The following is a 17,502-nucleotide window of genomic DNA, read 5'->3' on the forward strand; positions in this document are numbered from 1 at the left end:
GAGTTGAGCGCGTCTGACGCAGCGCGCGTGTTGACGCGGACGGTGCGAGTGCGCTGGACATCCTCCTCATCACGCCATCCCTCATGGCATCTTCGCCATGCGCGGATCGAGCGCGTCGCGCAGGCCGTCGCCGACGAGATTCACCGCGAGCACCGTCACCGACAGGAACGCCGCCGGGAAGAACACGATATAGGGCTTGACCTGCCACAGCGCGCGGCCCTCGGCCATGATGTTGCCCCAGGACGGAATGGTCGGCGGCGTGCCGGCGCCGATGAAGGAGAGGATCGCCTCGGTGATCATGGCGCTGGCGCAGATATAGGTCGCTTGCACCAGCATCGGTGCGGTCGTGTTCGGCAGGATGTGGCGCAGGATCACCATCGGCGTGCGCGTGCCGGAGGCTATGGCGCCATCGACATAGGGCTGCTCGCGCAGGCTCAGCACGACGCCGCGCACCAACCGTGCGACACGCGGAATCTCCGCGATGGTGATGGCGAGGATGACGTTGCCGACGCTGCCGCGCGTCAGCGCCATCAGCGCCACCGCCAGCAAAATCGGCGGGATCGACATCAGCCCGTCCATGCAGCGCATCAAGACGCCGTCGGCCCAGCGCACGAAGCCGGCGACGAGGCCGATCGTGAGCCCGATCACCGAGGCCGCGAGCGCCACCGAGAGCCCGACCGTCAGTGAGACGCGGGTGCCGTAGAGCACGCGCGAATAGATGTCGCGTCCGAGCGCGTCGGTGCCGAACCAGAAATCGGCCGACGGCAGCCGGGTGCGCTTGGCCGGCGCGATCGCGGTCGGATCGACGGTGCCGAAGAACGGCGCGAACACGCCGAGGATGACGAGCAGCAGCAGCAGCGCGCCGCCGATCGCGACCGTCGGATGATTGCGCAGGAAGCCGATGGCGCCGCGCCTGATCTTCGGCGCCGCCATCAAGTCCGGCAGGCGAGGCGCGATGACGAGGCCCGGCGGCGGCGATGTTGTGGTCGTTGCGGTCAATAGCGGATCCTCGGGTCGACCAGGGTGTAGGTGATGTCGATCAGGAGATTGACGAGCACGTAGACGAAGCTGAACAGCAGCACGATGCCCTGGATCACCGGATAGTCACGGCGCAGGATGGCATCGATGGTCAGCCGGCCGAGACCTGGGATCGCGAACACGCTCTCGGTGACGACCGCGCCGCCGATCAGAAGCGCAATGCCGATGCCGACCACGGTGACGATCGGCACCGCGGCATTCTTCAGCGCGTGGATGAACAGGATGCCGCCCTGCCCGAGCCCCTTGGCGCGCGCGGTGCGGATATAGTCCTGCTGCAGCACCTCGAGCATGGCGGCACGGGTGATGCGCGCGATCAGCGCGATATAGACGCAGCCGAGCGCGACCGCGGGCAGGATCAGGTTCTGCAGCCACGGCCAGACGCCTTGCGACAGCGGCGTGTAGCCCTGCACCGGCAGCCAATCGAACTTCAGGGCGAACACATAGGCCAGGATGTAGCCGACCACGAACACCGGCACCGAGAAGCCGAACACGGCGAACGCCATGATGATGCGGTCGATCCAGGTGCCCGCCTTCCACGCCGCGATGACGCCGAGCGGCACCGCGACGATGATGGTGAGGAGCAAGGTCACCATCATCAGCGACAGCGTCGGCTCCAGGCGCTGGGCGATCATCGACGCAACCGGAAGATTGGTGAAGATCGAAGTGCCCAGATCAAAGTGCAGCAGACGCCACACCCAGCTGCCGAACTGGACCAGGAATGGCTGGTCCAGCCCGAGATTGGCGCGGATGCGCTCGACATCCGCAGGGCTCGCCTGATCGCCGGCGATCACAACGGCCGGATCGCCCGGCGCGATGTAGAGCAGGCTGAAGACGAACAGCGCGACGAACGCCATCACCGGCAAGGTCGACAGGACTCGTCGGAGCGCATAAGCGAGCATGAGATATCAGTGCCCTATGCGGTCTTCGACACGCCCCAGAACAACGGGATCGGCCCCTTGGTCACGCCGGCGACGTTCTTGCGCCACGCGGTGTAGCCGAGGAAGAAGCCGGTCGGCGCGAACACGACGTCGTCGATCGCGGCCTTGTTGATGCGCGCGGCGACCGCCTTCTCCTCGTCGAGCGACTTGGCGGCGAACCAGTTGGTGATCTCCTTTTCCACCGGCTCGCTGGTCGGCCAGCCGAACCAGGCCTTGTCGCCATTGGCGCGCAGCGCGGTGTAGGCGGCCGGGTTGATGCAGTCGGCACCGGCGTGCCAGGTGTGGAACACGTGCCAGCCGCCCTGGGACGGCGGCGTCTTCTGGGCGCGGCGGGCGCCGACGGTGCCCCAGTCGGTGGCGACGAAGTCGACATTCATGCCGAGCTTCTTGAGAAGATCCGCGGTGACGTCGCCGAACGCCTTGGTGATCGGCTGGTCCTGCGCGACGACGCAGGTGATCGGCTCACCCTTGTAGCCGGCTTCCTCGAGCAGCTTCTTGGCGGCAGCGAAATCGCGCTTGCCTTTCAGGATGTCGCCGCCCGCTTCGGTGTAGAGCGGCGTGTCCGGCGTGAAGAAGCCGGGCAGCGGCTTCCACAGCGAGTTGTCGTCGCCGACCAGCGCGCGCATGTAGTCTTCCTGGCTCAGCGCCATCAGGATCGCCTGGCGCGCCTTCACGTTGTTGAAGGGGGCATGCAGGTGATTCATGCGGAACGAGCCGACATTGCCGAGGGGATCGCCGATGTCGACGCCAATGTTCTTGTTGCCCTTCAGCACCGGCACGAGATCGGTGATCGGGTTCTCCCACCAGTCGACCTCGCCGTTCTGCAGCGCGGCTGCCGCAGTCGCGGGATCGGGCATGATGACCCATTCGACGCGATCCATCAGCACCTGCTTGCCGCCGGCGAGCCAGACCGGCTTCTCCTGGCGCGGCACGTAGTCGGTGAACTTCTCGAACACGGCCTTGGCGCCCGGCACCCATTCGCTCTTGGCGAACTTGAACGGGCCGGAGCCGACATATTCGGCGATCTGCTTGAACGGATCGGTCTGCGCGAGGCGCTCGGGCATGATGAAGGCGCACGGCGCATTGCCCTTGCCGAGCGCGAACAGCATCTTCGGATAAGGCTGCTTCAGCACCCATTTGAAGGTCTTGTCGTCGACCGCCACGAGCTCGCTCTGGATCGCCTTGAGCATCAGGCCCATCGGGTCGCGCGCCGACCAGCGCGTCAGGCTGGCGACGACGTCCTTGGCGAGCACCGGCTCGCCGTCATGGAATTTGAGGCCGGGACGCAGCTTGAAGGTCCAGGTCAGGCCGTCAGACGAGACCTCCTCGGATTCCACCATCTGGCGCTGCGGCACGAACTGGTCGTCGATGCCGTACAGCGTATCCCACACCATCGCGGCGGCGTTGCGCACGACATATTGCGTGCCCCAGATCGGATCGAAATTGGCGAGATTGGCCTGCGGCACGAAGCGCAAGGTGCGCGCCGCTGCGCCCTGCGCGATCGCCGGCGCCGCGAAACCCGTCAGCGCCAGGCCGCCCGCGCCCGCCAACCCCTTCAATACCGTCCTGCGATCCATGTCTGCTCCTGATGCAACTTGCCTGAGTTCAATTGCCGAAATTGTAAGCAAGGCCCATGCCATGCGCGCGAAGGCGATTCATTTGAACGCAAATGAGGCACCCTGCGCAAGGGCCGAGGTGCGGTAGGGTGGGCAAAGGCGATGCGATGATCTCTCCACGTCCGAGGTCACCGTGGCGCCGTGCCCACCATCGCGCCGCACACTCCGCTGCAAGATGGTGGGCACGGCGCCATTGCGATCTCGCGTTTGGAAGCAGCACGGCTGCGCCTTTGCCCACCCTACGCAGCGTGCCATTTGGCCATATCACGGCTTTCGCACGCGCGAACCGTCGGCCATCAGCGTCTCGCCCTTGCGTTCGACGATCATGCCGTAAGCCTGCGGCTGGCGGTGGACGTCGAAATTGAAGATCGTCTGCTTATAGGATTTGCACAAATCGAGGTCGCAGCGCGCCAGCGCGATCTCGTCGCCCTTGGTGGCGCAGGCCGCCACGATCTCGCCCGAGGGTGCGATGATGCAGCTGCCGGCGATGTGGTCGATGCCCTCCTCGATGCCGCCCTTGGCGACGCCGATGACCCAGGTGCCATTCTGATAGGCACCGGACTGCATCACGAGGCGGTTGTGGAACAGCGAGAGGTCGTCATGCTCCGGCGCGGGCGGATTGTGCACCGGCGTGTTGTAGCCGATCAGCACCATCTCGACGCCCTGCAGGCCCATGACGCGATAGGTCTCCGGCCAGCGGCGATCGTTGCAGATCGCCATGCCGATGACGCCACCGAACGCGGCTGCGACGCCGAATTTCTTGCCCGGCTCGAAATAGCGCTTTTCCAGATGCTGGAACTTGCGCCACGGCTCGTGCTCGGCATGCCCCGGCAGATGCACCTTGCGGTATTTCGAGACGATCGTGCCGGTCTTGTCGACGAGAATGGCGGTGTTGTAGCGGTGCACGATGCCGTCTTCGACCGTGAGCTCGGCATAGCCGAGGCAGAAGCCGATGCGCAGATCCTTCGCCAATGCGAACAAGGCTTGGGTCTCCGGCCCCGGCATCTCGCGCTCGAAATAAGTGTCGATCTCGGCCTGATCGGCCATGTACCAGCGCGGGAAGAAGGTCGTCAGCGCGAGCTCGGGATAGACGATCAGGTCGCAGCCGTTGGCGTGGGCCTGGCGCATGAGCGCCATCAGGCGCGCGACGACGGAAGGTCGCGCCTCGCTCTTGGCGATCGGCCCGAGCTGGCCGATGGCGACGTTGACGAAGCGCGGCATGACATGTTCCTCATTTCGGAACTGAGTGGATGTTCTGTGGGCGCGCAGCTCCTGCACTGATCATGCCATGCAGCCCTGTCAGCGCAAGCGCCTCATTCGCGAAGCCTTCATTCACGAAGGCCCGGTGCGTAACCAAAGGCGACGGCCGGCTCGGCCGCGGTCTCGACCCAGACGCTCTTCACCTGCGTATATTCGTACAGCGCCTCGACGCCGGAGGAGCGGCCATGGCCGCTGTTGTTGTAGCCGCCGAACGGCGAGGCCACGTTGATGGTCTTGTAGGCGTTGATCCAGAACGTGCCGGCCTTGACGTGTGCGGCAACGCGATGCGCGCGCGCGACGTCCCTGGTCCACACCGCACCGGCCAGCCCGAACTCGCTGTCATTGGCGATTTGGATCGCCTCCTCCTCGGTCTCGAAGCGGATCGCGGCGACGACAGGGCCGAACACTTCCTTGCGCGCGATGCCCATCGCGTTGGTGACGTTCTTCAACACCGTGGGGCTGACGAAATAGCCGCCGTCCTTTGCCGCCCCATGTGCGCCGGTGATAATCTCGGCGCCCTCCGCCGCGCCCTCTCGGATCAGCGACAGCACGTGCTCATATTGCCTGGCGTTGTTGATCGGACCGATCTCGGTCTCCGCCGACAGCGGATCGCCGCATCTGATCTTCGCCGCGCCCTGCGCGACCAGATCGACGAAGCGGTCATACACCGCGCTCTGCACCAGCAGCCGCGAGCCCGCCACACAACTCTGGCCGGCGCCGCCGAAGATCGCGGCCTGCGCGCCGACAGCGGCGCGTTCGAGATCGGCATCGGCGAACACAATGTTGGCCGACTTGCCGCCGAGCTCCAGCACCGAGGGCAACAGCCGCCGCGCCGCAGCCTCGCCGATCAGCCGCCCGGTCGGCACCGAGCCGACGAACACCACCTTCTTCACCGCGGGCTGGGCCAGCGCCGCCTGCCCCGTGGTGTGGCCGTAGCCGGCGAGCACGTTGACGACGCCCTTCGGCAGGCCCGCGGCTTCCGCAATCACCGCCAGCGCCAGCGAGGTCAAAGGCGTCAGCTCCGACGGCTTCAGCAGCACCGCATTGCCCATGCTGATCGCGGGCGCTATCTGCCATCCCGCCGTGAAGACCGGGGCATTCCACGGCGTGATCTGCAGCACCACGCCCATCGGCTCGCGGCGCGTGTAGTTGAGATGGCTTGAAGGCACCGGAATGACGTCGCCGTGGAATTTGTCGGCCCAGCCCGCGTAGTACTCGAACATCTCCGCGACCTTGGCGACCTCGCCACGTGTGTCGCGGATCGGCTTGCCGGCGGAAAGCGACTCCAGTTGCGCCAGCGGCTCGGCGTTGGCGAGGACCGCACGCGCCACCGCCTGCATGATGCGGCCGCGGCCAGCAGCCGTGAAACGCGCCCACTCCGCCTGCCCGATGACAGCGGCCTGCGCCGCCTTCGCGGCGACATCGGCACCGGCATCGGCATAGCTGAACAGCACCTTGCCGGTCGCGGGATCGTTCACGGTGACGGTCGCGCCGTTGCCGATGACGAGCTCACCGCCGACATGCGAGCCGATGATCTCGAAATCAGGCCAGAACGGCAAGGTCGCCGCGCGCAGCCGAGGATCGATGAAATGCGTCATGGCGTCCCTCTCATGGCTTCGACAGCGGGCCGAGCTGCAGCTCGACGATGCGATTGAAATCCTCTTTGTCACCTATGGTCGCGGCGCTCTCGGCCCAGATGCGCGCGGTGTCGGCCGCGATCGGCAGCGCCAGGCCGAGCTCGCCGATGAGCTGCGAAGCGAGCCTGATGTCCTTGCGCATCAGCTGCATCGTGAAGCCGGAATCGAACGCGCCGTTCAGGATCCAGTTCGGCACGTTGACCAGCGTCACGCCGGAGCGCCCCGAGCCCGCGTTCAGTCCCTCGAGCAGCCGCTCGGCGTCGACGCCGGCGGCATCGGCGATACGCAGCGCTTCCGCGGCGGTGAGCAGATGCGCGGCGCACAGCAGGTTGTTGACGATCTTGGCGACGTTGCCGGCGCCGACGCCGCCGACATGCACGCGCTTGGCGCTCATGCGCTCCAGCACCGGCATGACGCGCACGAGGTCTGCGTCTTCGGCACCGATCACCATGGTCATGGTGCCCGTCGCCGCGCCCTTTGGCCCGCCGCTGACCGGCGCATCGATGAACGCCATGCCGCGCGCCTTCAGGAGAGCAGCTAGCCGGCGCGAGGTCTCGGGATGCGACGTCGAGGTGTCGACGATGACGACGCCGGGCCGCGCATGCGCGAAAATGCCATCAGCGCCTTCCACCACGCGGGCCACGATCTCGGCGGTCGGCAGCGACAGGATCACGATGTCGGCGGCGGCCACGACTGCGCCGATCGAGGCGGCGACCGCGATGCCCTCGGCCGCCAGCGCGTCGCGCGTGGCTTGCAGCGCGTCGTAGCCGGTGACGGCAAAGCCCGCGCTCCTGAGCGTCAGCGCCATGCCCCGCCCCATATTGCCAAGTCCGATGATGCCGACCGCGGTCACGAGGCCTCCTGCCAAGATTGCCCGGCAAACGTAACCGCCTCAGTTTGCGGCAGACATCAGCGGGCTGTGTCGCTACTGTTGACTTCAAGTCAACACTTGGATTGCGCCGTGTCCGCCGCCCTGCTCGATCATCACCGCCTGCATTACCTGCACGAGGCCATCCGGCTCGGCTCGGTCCGCGCCGCCGCCGAAGCGCTCGACATCAACGCCTCGGTGATCAGCCGGCAGATCGCGCTGCTGGAAAAGGAGCTCGGGCTGACGCTGGTCGAGCGGCTCAGCCGCGGCATCCGCGCCACCGACGCCGGCGCGCTGCTGGTCGAGCGCTTCCGGCAATGGCAGGCCGACCAGGCCGACACCGTCGCCAAGCTGCGCGAGCTTGTGGGCCTCAAGCGCGGCCACGTCGACATCGTGCTCGGCGAAGGTTTTGTCAGCGATCTGATGTCGGGCCCGCTCGGCCGGTTCTGGCAGCGCCACCCAGATCTGACGATGTCGTTCGATCTCGCCGGCACCAATGAGGTCGTCAACGCCGTGGCCGAGGACCGCTACCACATCGGGCTGGTGTTCAATCCCGGCGCCGACCCGCGCATCCGCGTCGCCACCGCGAGCCGGCAGCCGCTGTGCGCCATCGTGCCGCTCGATCATGCGCTCGCGCGCCTCGGCCGCCCCTTACGCCTGCGCGAACTGGCCGACCATCCGCTCGGCCTGATGCACCCGAGCTACGGCACGCGACAGATCGTGGCGATGGCGGAAGCCGCCGAGCGCATCGCGCTGGCGCCGAAGCTCACGACCAGCTCGATCAATGTGCTCCGGCATTTCGTCAAGAGCGGCCTCGGGCTGACGCTGCTACCGGCGTTCGCGATCGCCGCGGATCTTGCCGACGGCTCGCTCGCCGCCGTCCCCATCGACAACCGCCTGCTGGCGTCGAGTGAGGCCTGCGTCATCACCCGGCGCGGCCGCGAGCTGCCGCATGCCGCCGGTCACCTGCTGCGCTTCCTGAGCGGCCAGATGCGGGCTTTCAGGGTGTGGGAAGCGGCAAGCAAGACAAGGGCGCGTGCCGGCGACCGCTGACGGCGCCCGCGTCCGCGCCGATCGTTTTGGGTTGCGCGCGCGCCCTGGTTGCGATTGGATGTTGCGGCATGAGGAGAGGCCGGCATGCGCAAGGTTCTCGCGATCGCATTCAGCCTGTGGGCAACGACCGCGGCGCAGGCTGAGAATTGTCAGCGCATCGGCAATCAGATCCAGTGCGATGATGGCACGTCCGGACAGCGGATCGGCAACACCACCTATTGGAGCGACGGCTCCTCGTCACAGCAGGTCGGGCGCTTCACCTACAGCAGCGACGGCACCAGCTCGCAGCAGATCGGCAATCACACCTATTTCAGCGACGGCACGTCATCCCAGACGATTGGGAACACGACCTACTTCAGTGATGGCAGGTCCTGCCGGCGAATTGGCAATCGTGTCTCTTGCGACTAGCTGGCCCACCCGGCCCGACCGACGAAACGGGCTGCTCGTGGCAGGAAGAGGTTGGAGCGGGTGAAGGGAATCGAACCCTCGTATTCAGCTTGGAAGGGTTTCGCGGGCTGAATACTTTCAACGCCCATCCGGACAAATCAGCCCAAATTCCGCCACTGAGCCATAACGGCTTTTCCGCCTTGTCCGAACGGCGACCGGGCCCCCATTCACCCATCCCCGCAAAAAGAAAACCCGCGCAACGGCGGCATCCGTGCGCGGGCAATTTGCTATGCCGTCAACCACCACCAATGGAGATTGAAAATGGCCGACGCACGCCATATGCGCCCAATCGGGGCGATGACAAGACCAACGCCATCGGCGAATTCAACGCGTTCTACGACGCCATCGTGAGCGGCGCGATCATTGAAGCCGAGTTTCGCAGCATCGCAGTGCAGCGTTTCGATTATACCGATTCTGAAATCTCACTGATCGCGCGACGTATCCGCCGCCATCGCCAGGGAGGCTGCGCCAACTGAAAACGAGCCGCGCCCGCGCGGTTGGTTTGTTGGCGCGAAGGTCCGCTCAGAGGCTCCCGCTTCGCTCCCCAACATCCCGCCCGCGCCCGCGAGAATAGCGGCGGGTCGAGATCGGCCATGACCCCGCCGCCGGTAGCGAAAGCGCCGTGATGAATGACCGCAGCGCCGCCGGGGCGCTCAATCCCCGGAACCAAACAATTCCGGGCAACGCTGTGCCACTTGCGACCCGGACCGTGGAGACCAAGCAGAAGTGCGACGGTCGCCGGGTGAGTAGCCCGGCTCGGTGATACGCAGCGCGGGAGTACGGCATGGCTCCTTGAGCACAAAAGCGCTGGTCGCGCGCCGAAAAAAGCGCGACGAAGACGCCGCCCAAAAGGCGGTGCGCCGAAGGCGAAGGGCAACTGAGTATCCGGCGGCGCAAATGCCGCTCCCCTCATGCCGGAGCGTGGTTGGCGAACATCAGGAGGGTTTGGTGCTCTGGTCTCTGCCATATCCACGGGAGAAAGGGCGGAGCCTGTCTAAAACTTGGCGCGCGCCGTGACAGACCGTAATGAATCGACCGTAACACATGACACCGTAACGCTCTCGGCGTAACGTAACGCCTATGCTTCTGCCGCTTGGCCATACTTGGCGCGTCCGCTGTGCCCGCTGCCATCACAGGGGCACCATCATTGCCGCGACCGCCGATCTGGCGGCAAGGCAACTGCGCTGCAGATCATGCGGGCATCGGCAGGCGTTCGTCCCCGAGGTCATCGTACGTTCGACGCGCCGTCCCAATGGACGCAAGGCAAGGGCAGCGAGGGCAGCGGCAAAAAGTAGGGACGCCCCCACTTTTGCTCCGACCACCGACCCGATGCTGAATGACCGGATCGACGATCTATGGGCGGCGGGACCAAAAGGGCCGGCGAGGCAACCAATGCAAATCCGCTCATTGCGCCCGTCGGACGTTGAGACAATCCTGCAAATATTCAGGAAGGTCGCCTGTCAGATTCCGATCGATCTGAGCACGAGCGAGCATGTTCAAGCGATGAGGGAGAAGATCAACAACTGTTATCTCAATCGCTTCTCTGTTGCCGCTGTAGACATTGATGGCGTGATCGTAGGCTTTCAGTTGGCTCAGGAAAAGATCGCCGCTAACGAACTACGGTATATCTATTTGGCCTACGCAGGCGTGACCGCCGAAGCAAAAGGGAACGGTGTTTTCCGGCAATTAGTCGAGGCCGAGAAGAATCACGGATTGCCACTCTTCGCCGAGGTAAAGCCAGACAACAAGAGCCGCATGGACGAAATCCTGATAAATTGCGGTTTCCATCGCTATTTGCTTGATCCTGAAGAGAAGATCTTGGCCGATTTTCGATGGGACCCACACTAACCTGCCTGCGAGCCTGCGGGTCCTTCCTGCCCACGCTATAAGCGGGGGGGGGCAGAAGCCGCAGAATTTCAATGACCACGCAAGATCATTGCTAAGTTGTCCGCTTTGGCACGCACAGCGGACTCAAGTCGGACATCGTGTGAGGTCCGAGATATGTGCCACAAAAGCAGCAGGCATTTTGACTTTCGATGAAGGCTTCGGCCGCCCTTGACGCAAATCAACACCCGCGCAGCGTGCAGTATTATATTCGTGCAACGCGTACGCAAGGAAGAGCGTCAGATGCCTAAACAGAAGTCGGCGAAGAAGGAACAATGGACTTGCGGGTGCGCTAATGCTGAATGCAAGGCCACTTGGACCAGTGATACTGGCGAAGAAACGAAATGCCCATCCTGCGGCAAAGAGGACGTAGTATTATGCGTCAAGGATGACAACGACAATGGCGACGGCGACAATTCAAAAAAATACGATTGCGGATGCCCTTACTGCGGACACACTTGGACTAGCGATACAGAATTTCCGAATTGCCCGAAGTGCGACCGAGACGACGCAGAGTGCACGGAGCAGACGAAGTAGATTACGAACTGGCAGAGCTTGCGGTGCGCCAATACTCTAGGCAGGGCGCGCCCAACAGCGGAATGCAAAATAGTCCGCGTCATTGCCAAGCGCCCGCAATCGCTGCCCGAGTGGATCGAGGCGAGCGTCATCTTGCCCGGGGGGACGACGGCGAAGCCGAGGCTGATGCGGCTTTTCAGCTATCAGCGCGGAATTTGCGATGCGATCGGCGACCCGGCGATAGAGCGCGTCTCTGTCCTGAAATCGGCGAGGATTGGCCACACCGCGACTCTGATCGGCGCCCTGGCGCATTTCGTGGTCCGCGAGCCGTCGCCGATCCTGGTCTTGTCCTCGGCGGCGGTTTGAAGATTGTCGCGGGCAAAGCGCTGCGCAATCTGCGCAGACATTCGGCGAAAATTTTGCGGCGCAATCTGAAATCACAATTGAGATTCACCGGGGCAACGTCATCCTGCGGCAGCAAGACGCGCTCGGCAACGATACGATCATGATCGCCCGCGCCAACATCGCGGCTTTCGTTTCGGACCTTTGGGAATGGCTGCAACGCGAAACCGATAGCTTCGCCACGTTCGACGTGTCGCACTATCGACCGACAGAGCGTCCGAACATGGTCCGCGTGATGGACGAAAAAACCAAACAGGAAAGCTGGATTCCGCTGATCGATGATGTTGGCGTGCCGCTCTATCCCGAACTGATGGCCGAACTCGACGCCATCAAGCGCAAGCGCATCGGCGGCTTGATGCTGTGCCGCGATTGGGGCGACCGTGGTCCGTGGCCGACTTGGCCTAAGCCCGATCAACCGGATTTCACGCGTCTAAGCCGCAAGGTCGAAGAAGTGATTCGCGGCGCCAAGTTGCGGGATGAATTGTCCTTCACGTCATTCCGTCACGGCGGATTCACCGAGGGCGGCGACGCCGAATTGACCGACCGCGAGATGCCGGCACAAGGGCGGCATACGACGGCCAAGGTGCTGCCGAACGACGCGACAGGTGATGAACGGGGCCAAGAAACGTCGCGCGTCGCGAAAAGACGGCCAATTGTCCGAATGAGCGCCAGCATTCTTGTCCGAATGGAAAGCTGACTATGCAACAAGTGTTTGAAATAGCATTGGAGCGGGTGAAGGGAATCGAACCCTCGTATTCAGCTTGGAAGGCTGCTGCTCTACCATTGAGCTACACCCGCGTCGCGCCGTTCCCTAACATGGTCTGTGGCGGGTCTCAACCTCTTCGGGGGAGGTCCGTCAGCGGATGAGGGGCGCGCGCGGATCGGCCCAGCGGGGCGACGGCCCCCGAACCAACGGCCCGGACGACCACGACATCCCGCCGCAGGACCCGGAGCGGCCCTTAGGGTTCCGTAATCGTCCCCCCTATCCTCGCGCCCCGGGCGGACCTATATTGACGGTCCCAACAACCACGAAAGGAGGTGATCCAGTGTCTTTCACCAAGCGCTGTCACCTCGCTGGGATCGCCCGCTGAGCGACGTTTGAGCTTGTGATTCGCGTCTCGAATCACGCATCGCAGCTCGGCATACGGGGCGGTCTCGGCCCTGGACCAGCGAGTTCAAGATCGGAAGCGCGGCGGGCCTCACGTGCCCGCCGCGTTTTTTTATGCGCGGGGGGCCGGATCGACCGGCGGCTGCATTGGCTTGGGGCGCACGAAGCGGCGCGCCACCAGCCCGCCGAAACCGAGCATCCAGAAATACTGGACATACTCCGGCGCCAGCGCCGCGATCACGACGCCCGGCACGAACACGACGACGGGAAAGATCGCGCCGACGATCTCGGCATGGCGGCCGCCGCCGGTCGCGAGCCACCACAGCACGGCGTTCAAGGACGCGATGATGGTCAGATGCAGGCCATAGAGCACGGCCACCGCGCTGCTCAGCCGGTAGTTGCCGTAGAGGCTGTTGGTCACCGGCAGGAGCACGATCGACAGCAGGAAGAACAGGTTCAACATCACGACGGTTCGGCTGCCGAGCGGCTGCCGCGCCAGCCGCCGTTGATGGCTGATCCAGAACACGCCGGCGATGATGAAGCTGAGCACGAGCCCGGCCAGCCGACCCGAATAGGTGTGGACCAGGTCGATCCAGCCGGGCAGCTCGGCGAAATTCGGCTTCGGCAGGTCGTAGGCCAGCAGCGTCATCGCCACACCAAAGATGGTGTTGGAGAGCGATTCCAGCCGGCGCATCTCGAACAGGTCGGATTGAGGCTCGGTCATGTCAATTCGGAAGCGGGCACGCAGGCGGGTGAAGGCTCGCGCGCTCTATGGCAGATCTTAGATCTATAGCAGGTCTTGGGCGCGGTGACCCGCGCCTGCCCACAGACGGCGCTGCGCGCGCCGTCACGTCACCGCCGCGACTGCGCGCCTCCGTCGCAGTCTACGCCTGCCGCTCATCGGCAGGCGTAGATATGACCGTCGAAGCCCCGATAGCTGCGCGTGGCCGGATTGTAGCTGCGGAACTGGACGCAGGCGGACATGCCGGCGGTGCGCAGCCGCGGCCTGTCCTCGGACGCCGATCGGGCCGCGACCGGCGTTGCGGCCGCAGAGGGCCTCGCCATCACGATCATCGATTTGATCGCCGACAACGCCGTGGGCTTGCCGATGTCCTTGCCCGCGTCCTTGCTCGCAGCCTTCGGATCGGTCCTGGGCTCGATCTGCCCGCTCTTGGGCGCCGGGTCCTTGACGGCGACGACCATCGTCTTGCTCGACGATGGCTTGCCCGATGCGGTCTTGCTCGACGCCGAGCTCAATGACATCGGCTTGCCGGAGGCGGCCCTGGTCGAGGCCGGATTGCCCGCGACGGGCCTGCTCGCCGGAGCCTTGCTCATGGACGGCTTGCCCATGGATGGCTTGGAGACGGCCGCCGGATCGAGAGAGGCAGCCTTGTGAACCGACGCGGGCTTGTCGGCCCCCACCGGGAGCTTCGGCTCGGCGGACACAGGGGACGCTGCAGCTGCAGCAGCCGCCTCGTTGGCCGCCGGCTTTGCGTCGGTGGCGGCCGGCTTGTCGGCGGCGGCAGCAGACTGGTTCGGCACGGCGGGCCTCGCCTCGGTCGACGCGGTCTTGTCCTCGGCTGCGGTCTTGTCGTCGGCCGCGACCGGAGCCTCGGCCGGCTTCTTGATGACCTTCTTGCATTCGAGCGGAAACACCAGCTCGCCCGACGCGGTCAGCCCGATCGGCTCGCACCCGCCGAACGGCCCGCCGCCCTTGGCCGCATCCCCGGCCACCTCGCCCGCGGACGGCGGCGAGCCCCCCGGCTCAGCGCTTTGCGCAACGGTGACGCCGGCTGCAACCTGAAATAGAAATACGCCACACAACAAACCAGCCCGGCCGGCCTTCAGCCCCAACATACGCATGACACGCTCGCTTGACCTACCAACTTCTGCAAGGCCATCACGGCATTGAGGCAAGTCTGTGAAGGCAAGCCGCCCGACCTCACGGCGATGTCAATTCAGTGGCATTGTGTCTTGCCTGCACGATCGTGCGGGTCCGAACGGTATCCCGCATTGCGGTTGCAATCGGAGCGTGCCAGGGTCGCGCCCCCGCGCGGTAACCGGCCGCGACATCACGGCAGCCGCATGCGAGCCCCCGGACAGTCATCTTGAGTTCGACCGATTATCGTCCCGACATCGATTGTCTGCGTGCCTTCGCGGTCATGTCGGTGATCGCGTTCCACTACGACGTCTCGCCGTTTCGCAGCGGCTATATCGGCGTCGACGTGTTCTTCGTCATCTCCGGCTTCCTGATCACGCGGATCATTCATGCCGAGATGCTCGCCGGAACGTTCTCGTTCGCGGCCTTCTACCGGCGCCGCGCCCGGCGCATCCTGCCCGCCGCCTTCGCGATGCTGTGCGCGACCCTGCTCGGCGCGAGCGTGATCCTGCTGCCGCAGGAAACGGTGTCGGCGGCGCAGCAGGCGCTCGCGGTGCTGACCTTCTCCTCCAACATCCTGTTCTGGTCGCAGCAGGGCTATTTCGACGCGGCCGCCATCACCAAGCCGCTGCTGCACACCTGGTCACTCGGCGTCGAGGAGCAGTACTACGTGCTGTTTCCGGTGCTGACGCTGGCCGTGTTCGCGCTGCGGCGTTCGCTGATGCTCGCGAGCCTGGTCGCGGTCTGCGCAGCCTCGTTCCTGCTCTGCGTGATCCAGACCCGGATCCAGCCGGCCGCCGCGTTCTATCTGCTGCCGGCGCGCGCCTGGCAGCTTGCGTTCGGCGCGCTGCTGGCGGTCGACGCATTCCCCCCGCTGCGCAACCAGTGGCTCAGGATCGCAGCGGCGACATTGGGTTGGATCGCGCTCGGCGTCTCCACCAATCTGTTCTCGCCGCGCACGCCCTATCCCGGCGTCGCAGCGCTCATGCCGTGCCTCGGCACCGCCGCGGTGATCTGGGGCCGGCCGGCGCTGAGCAGGACCGTGCTGACGATAACGCGGCCGATGATCGCGATCGGGCTGTGGTCCTACTCGCTCTACCTCTGGCACTGGCCCGTCGTCTCGTTTGCGACCGCCGTGTGGGGGCCGCCGATCTCGGTCATGGACAAGCTCGCGCTGCTCGGTGCCTGCACGACGCTGGCGCTGGCGAGCTTCTACCTGGTCGAGCAGCCGGCGCGCCGCGCCGCATGGCCGGTCACGGCACGCACGCTCGCGGCGACGGGCGCAGTTGCGCTGTCGGCTGCGGCGATCATGATCTGGTCGTCCGGTTTTCCCGACCGCTTCTCGCCGCAGGAGCGGGCCATGGCCGACTTCATCGGCTACGACCACAAGAACGTCTACGAGAACGGCAGTTGCTTCCTGAATCCGGATCAGACATTCGACGCATTGCAGCCGGCCTGCCTCGCGAAGGGCCCCGGCCCCAACATCCTGCTGTGGGGCGACAGCCATGCCGCGCATCTCATCCACGGCTTCAGGCGCGCGCTGCCGCAGGCGACGCTGATGCGGGCCACGATGGCGCAATGCACGCCCTATGATGAACCGGGCCAGTCGGCGGCCTGCACGGAGTTCAATGGCCGGCTGCCTGGCCTGGCGCGCGATCTCGCGCCCGACATCGTCGTCCTCTCGGGCAATTGGACCCGCACCGCGATGGCTCCGGTGGCGCAGGCGAGCCTGCTTGCCACGATCGAGGCGATCACGGAGGCCGGCAGCAGAGTGGTGGTGATCGGCCCCAGCCCGCAATTCGATCGTCCGCTGCCGGACCTGCTGATCGCAACATCACGCTTCGGCGTCACCAGCGAGGGCCACATGCTGACCTTCTTCGCCGAAGTCGATGCGTTCCTGCGCGCTCTAGTGAAGGACGTGCCGCGGACGGACTACGTGTCGCTGCTCACCCTGCTCTGCACCGGCAGCGACTGCGTGCTGCAGACATCCGACGGCGCGCCGCTCGCCTGGGACGATGGCCATTTCACCGCGCAGGGCTCGGAGCTCGCGGTCTCGCGTATCGTCGCGGCGTCACCGACGCTGAGCACACCCGCGACGCCCCCGCGCAAGAGCGAGTAGCGGCGGCGCCATGCGCATGGAAATGGTTGCATGCGCCGAACGCAAGTGCAATTCTAGCGCGAATAGTCCCGTCGCAGCATGCGGCCATCTATGCCATTTCAGCACCCCTGTTTCATCAGCTACCGCAATCACGACCAGAGCGAGATTGCGGAGCGGTTCATTACCGATCTGTGCGAGGCGTTGCGCAACGAATTGGCGCTGAGGATCGAGGAGGATCTGTTCGTCGATCGCGAGGGTCTGCGTGCCGGCGCACTGTACAATCCGGCGCTGGCGCGCGCGCTGTGCCAAAGCGCCTGCATGATCGTCGTCTATACGCCGACCTATTTCAGCAAGCGGCATACCTATTGCGCCCGCGAATATCGCGCGATGGAAGCGCTCGAGCAGTTGCGGCTGGGGCGCCTTCAACGACGGCTCGACCGCGAGCACGGCCTCATCATCCCGATCGTGCTGCGTGGGGAAGATCTGATGCCCGGTGCGATCAAGAACAACCGGCATTACTATACGTTCGAGCGCTTCTCCCTGACGTCCCGCAGCCTCGCCCGCAACGCGACCTTCGAGCGCGAGATCAGGAACATCGCGGCAGCGGTTCATTCGCGCTGGCAGCTGTTCGTGCCGATCGCCGATGCCATCACCTGCGACTGCGATGCCTTCGACCTGCCGTCGGAGGCGGAAATCCAGCCCTGGCTGGATCAGATGATCCAGCCGACCAGCCCGTTTCCGTTCCGGGCGGGCTGACC

At 65.0% G+C, this 17,502-nt stretch carries 16 protein-coding genes and 1 tRNA gene; 8 read left to right on the top strand and 9 right to left on the bottom strand.

Annotated features, from left to right (window positions below):
* Positions 1–81 precede the first annotated feature (81 nt).
* The 6 genes from LQG66_RS09450 to LQG66_RS09475 all read right to left on the bottom strand — a co-directional run bounded on the left by LQG66_RS09450 (position 82) and on the right by LQG66_RS09475 (position 7,342).
* Positions 82–999, bottom strand: coding sequence for an ABC transporter permease (locus LQG66_RS09450; protein WP_231325795.1), 918 nt, complete (start codon positions 997–999; stop codon positions 82–84).
* Positions 996–1,937 (bottom strand): ABC transporter permease, encoded by a 942-nt coding sequence (locus tag LQG66_RS09455; protein ID WP_231325804.1) that lies wholly within the window; start codon positions 1,935–1,937, stop codon positions 996–998. The genes LQG66_RS09450 and LQG66_RS09455 overlap by 4 nt, the downstream gene beginning before the upstream one ends.
* 14 nt (positions 1,938–1,951) lie before the next feature.
* The gene (locus tag LQG66_RS09460) at positions 1,952–3,553 is read right to left on the bottom strand and encodes an ABC transporter substrate-binding protein (RefSeq protein WP_231325807.1); all 1,602 of its coding nucleotides are present in this window, start codon (positions 3,551–3,553) and stop codon (positions 1,952–1,954) included.
* Between the two features lie 303 nt (positions 3,554–3,856).
* Positions 3,857–4,813, bottom strand: a complete 957-nt coding sequence (locus LQG66_RS09465; protein ID WP_231325809.1) for an N-carbamoyl-D-amino-acid hydrolase — start codon at positions 4,811–4,813, stop codon at positions 3,857–3,859.
* 107 nt (positions 4,814–4,920) lie between these two features.
* Positions 4,921–6,450: an aldehyde dehydrogenase family protein gene (locus LQG66_RS09470; RefSeq protein WP_231325811.1), complete on the bottom strand. Its 1,530-nt coding sequence runs from the start codon at positions 6,448–6,450 to the stop codon at positions 4,921–4,923.
* Between the two features lie 10 nt (positions 6,451–6,460).
* A complete protein-coding gene (locus LQG66_RS09475) occupies positions 6,461–7,342 on the bottom strand; it encodes an NAD(P)-dependent oxidoreductase (RefSeq protein WP_231325821.1) in 882 nt (293 codons plus the stop codon).
* Between the two features lie 108 nt (positions 7,343–7,450).
* Here LQG66_RS09475 and LQG66_RS09480 point away from each other — a divergent pair, with 108 nt between their 5' ends.
* The 6 genes from LQG66_RS09480 to LQG66_RS09505 all read left to right on the top strand — a co-directional run bounded on the left by LQG66_RS09480 (position 7,451) and on the right by LQG66_RS09505 (position 12,356).
* The gene (locus LQG66_RS09480) at positions 7,451–8,410 is read left to right on the top strand and encodes a LysR family transcriptional regulator (RefSeq protein WP_231325823.1); all 960 of its coding nucleotides are present in this window, start codon (positions 7,451–7,453) and stop codon (positions 8,408–8,410) included.
* Between the two features lie 84 nt (positions 8,411–8,494).
* Positions 8,495–8,818: a hypothetical protein gene (locus tag LQG66_RS09485; RefSeq protein WP_231325825.1), complete on the top strand. Its 324-nt coding sequence runs from the start codon at positions 8,495–8,497 to the stop codon at positions 8,816–8,818.
* Between the two features lie 89 nt (positions 8,819–8,907).
* Positions 8,908–9,333: a hypothetical protein gene (locus LQG66_RS09490; protein ID WP_231325827.1), complete on the top strand. Its 426-nt coding sequence runs from the start codon at positions 8,908–8,910 to the stop codon at positions 9,331–9,333.
* 604 nt (positions 9,334–9,937) lie between these two features.
* Entirely contained in the window at positions 9,938–10,705 is a 768-nt protein-coding gene (locus LQG66_RS09495; RefSeq protein WP_231325829.1) for a GNAT family N-acetyltransferase, read from the top strand.
* A 738-nt stretch (positions 10,706–11,443) separates the two neighbouring features.
* Positions 11,444–11,623: a phage terminase large subunit family protein gene (locus LQG66_RS09500; RefSeq protein ID WP_231325831.1), complete on the top strand. Its 180-nt coding sequence runs from the start codon at positions 11,444–11,446 to the stop codon at positions 11,621–11,623.
* A gap of 139 nt (positions 11,624–11,762) precedes the next feature.
* The gene (locus LQG66_RS09505) at positions 11,763–12,356 is read left to right on the top strand and encodes a hypothetical protein (RefSeq protein ID WP_231325833.1); all 594 of its coding nucleotides are present in this window, start codon (positions 11,763–11,765) and stop codon (positions 12,354–12,356) included.
* 27 nt (positions 12,357–12,383) lie between these two features.
* Here the strand turns inward: LQG66_RS09505 and LQG66_RS09510 are convergent.
* The 3 genes from LQG66_RS09510 to LQG66_RS09520 all read right to left on the bottom strand — a co-directional run bounded on the left by LQG66_RS09510 (position 12,384) and on the right by LQG66_RS09520 (position 14,630).
* A tRNA-Gly gene (locus LQG66_RS09510) sits at positions 12,384–12,457 on the bottom strand.
* 422 nt (positions 12,458–12,879) lie between these two features.
* The gene (locus LQG66_RS09515) at positions 12,880–13,491 is read right to left on the bottom strand and encodes a TMEM175 family protein (RefSeq protein WP_231325843.1); all 612 of its coding nucleotides are present in this window, start codon (positions 13,489–13,491) and stop codon (positions 12,880–12,882) included.
* A 173-nt stretch (positions 13,492–13,664) separates the two neighbouring features.
* Positions 13,665–14,630 (bottom strand): BA14K family protein, encoded by a 966-nt coding sequence (locus LQG66_RS09520; RefSeq protein WP_231325845.1) that lies wholly within the window; start codon positions 14,628–14,630, stop codon positions 13,665–13,667.
* A gap of 245 nt (positions 14,631–14,875) precedes the next feature.
* Between LQG66_RS09520 and LQG66_RS09525 the strand changes: the two genes are divergently transcribed.
* Both LQG66_RS09525 and LQG66_RS09530 read left to right on the top strand, forming a co-directional pair.
* A complete protein-coding gene (locus LQG66_RS09525; RefSeq protein ID WP_231325847.1) occupies positions 14,876–16,765 on the top strand; it encodes an acyltransferase family protein in 1,890 nt (629 codons plus the stop codon).
* A gap of 90 nt (positions 16,766–16,855) precedes the next feature.
* On the top strand, positions 16,856–17,500 hold the full coding sequence (locus tag LQG66_RS09530) for a toll/interleukin-1 receptor domain-containing protein (RefSeq protein ID WP_231325849.1): 645 nt from the start codon (positions 16,856–16,858) through the stop codon (positions 17,498–17,500).
* Positions 17,501–17,502 lie beyond the last annotated feature (2 nt).

The organism is Bradyrhizobium ontarionense, assembly GCF_021088345.1.
GTDB lineage: Bacteria > Pseudomonadota > Alphaproteobacteria > Rhizobiales > Xanthobacteraceae > Bradyrhizobium > Bradyrhizobium ontarionense.

Coding starts and splice junctions, on each gene's coding strand:
- LQG66_RS09485 (WP_231325825.1), top strand. CDS start 8,495: ATGCGCAAGGTTCTCGCGATCGCATTCAGCCTGTGGGCAACGACCGCG.
- LQG66_RS09530 (WP_231325849.1), top strand. CDS start 16,856: ATGCCATTTCAGCACCCCTGTTTCATCAGCTACCGCAATCACGACCAG.
- LQG66_RS09460 (WP_231325807.1), bottom strand. CDS start 3,553: ATGGATCGCAGGACGGTATTGAAGGGGTTGGCGGGCGCGGGCGGCCTG.
- LQG66_RS09520 (WP_231325845.1), bottom strand. CDS start 14,630: ATGCGTATGTTGGGGCTGAAGGCCGGCCGGGCTGGTTTGTTGTGTGGC.
- LQG66_RS09500 (WP_231325831.1), top strand. CDS start 11,444: ATGCGGCTTTTCAGCTATCAGCGCGGAATTTGCGATGCGATCGGCGAC.
- LQG66_RS09495 (WP_231325829.1), top strand. CDS start 9,938: ATGCTTCTGCCGCTTGGCCATACTTGGCGCGTCCGCTGTGCCCGCTGC.
- LQG66_RS09455 (WP_231325804.1), bottom strand. CDS start 1,937: ATGCTCGCTTATGCGCTCCGACGAGTCCTGTCGACCTTGCCGGTGATG.
- LQG66_RS09470 (WP_231325811.1), bottom strand. CDS start 6,450: ATGACGCATTTCATCGATCCTCGGCTGCGCGCGGCGACCTTGCCGTTC.
- LQG66_RS09465 (WP_231325809.1), bottom strand. CDS start 4,813: ATGCCGCGCTTCGTCAACGTCGCCATCGGCCAGCTCGGGCCGATCGCC.
- LQG66_RS09505 (WP_231325833.1), top strand. CDS start 11,763: ATGATCGCCCGCGCCAACATCGCGGCTTTCGTTTCGGACCTTTGGGAA.
- LQG66_RS09515 (WP_231325843.1), bottom strand. CDS start 13,491: ATGACCGAGCCTCAATCCGACCTGTTCGAGATGCGCCGGCTGGAATCG.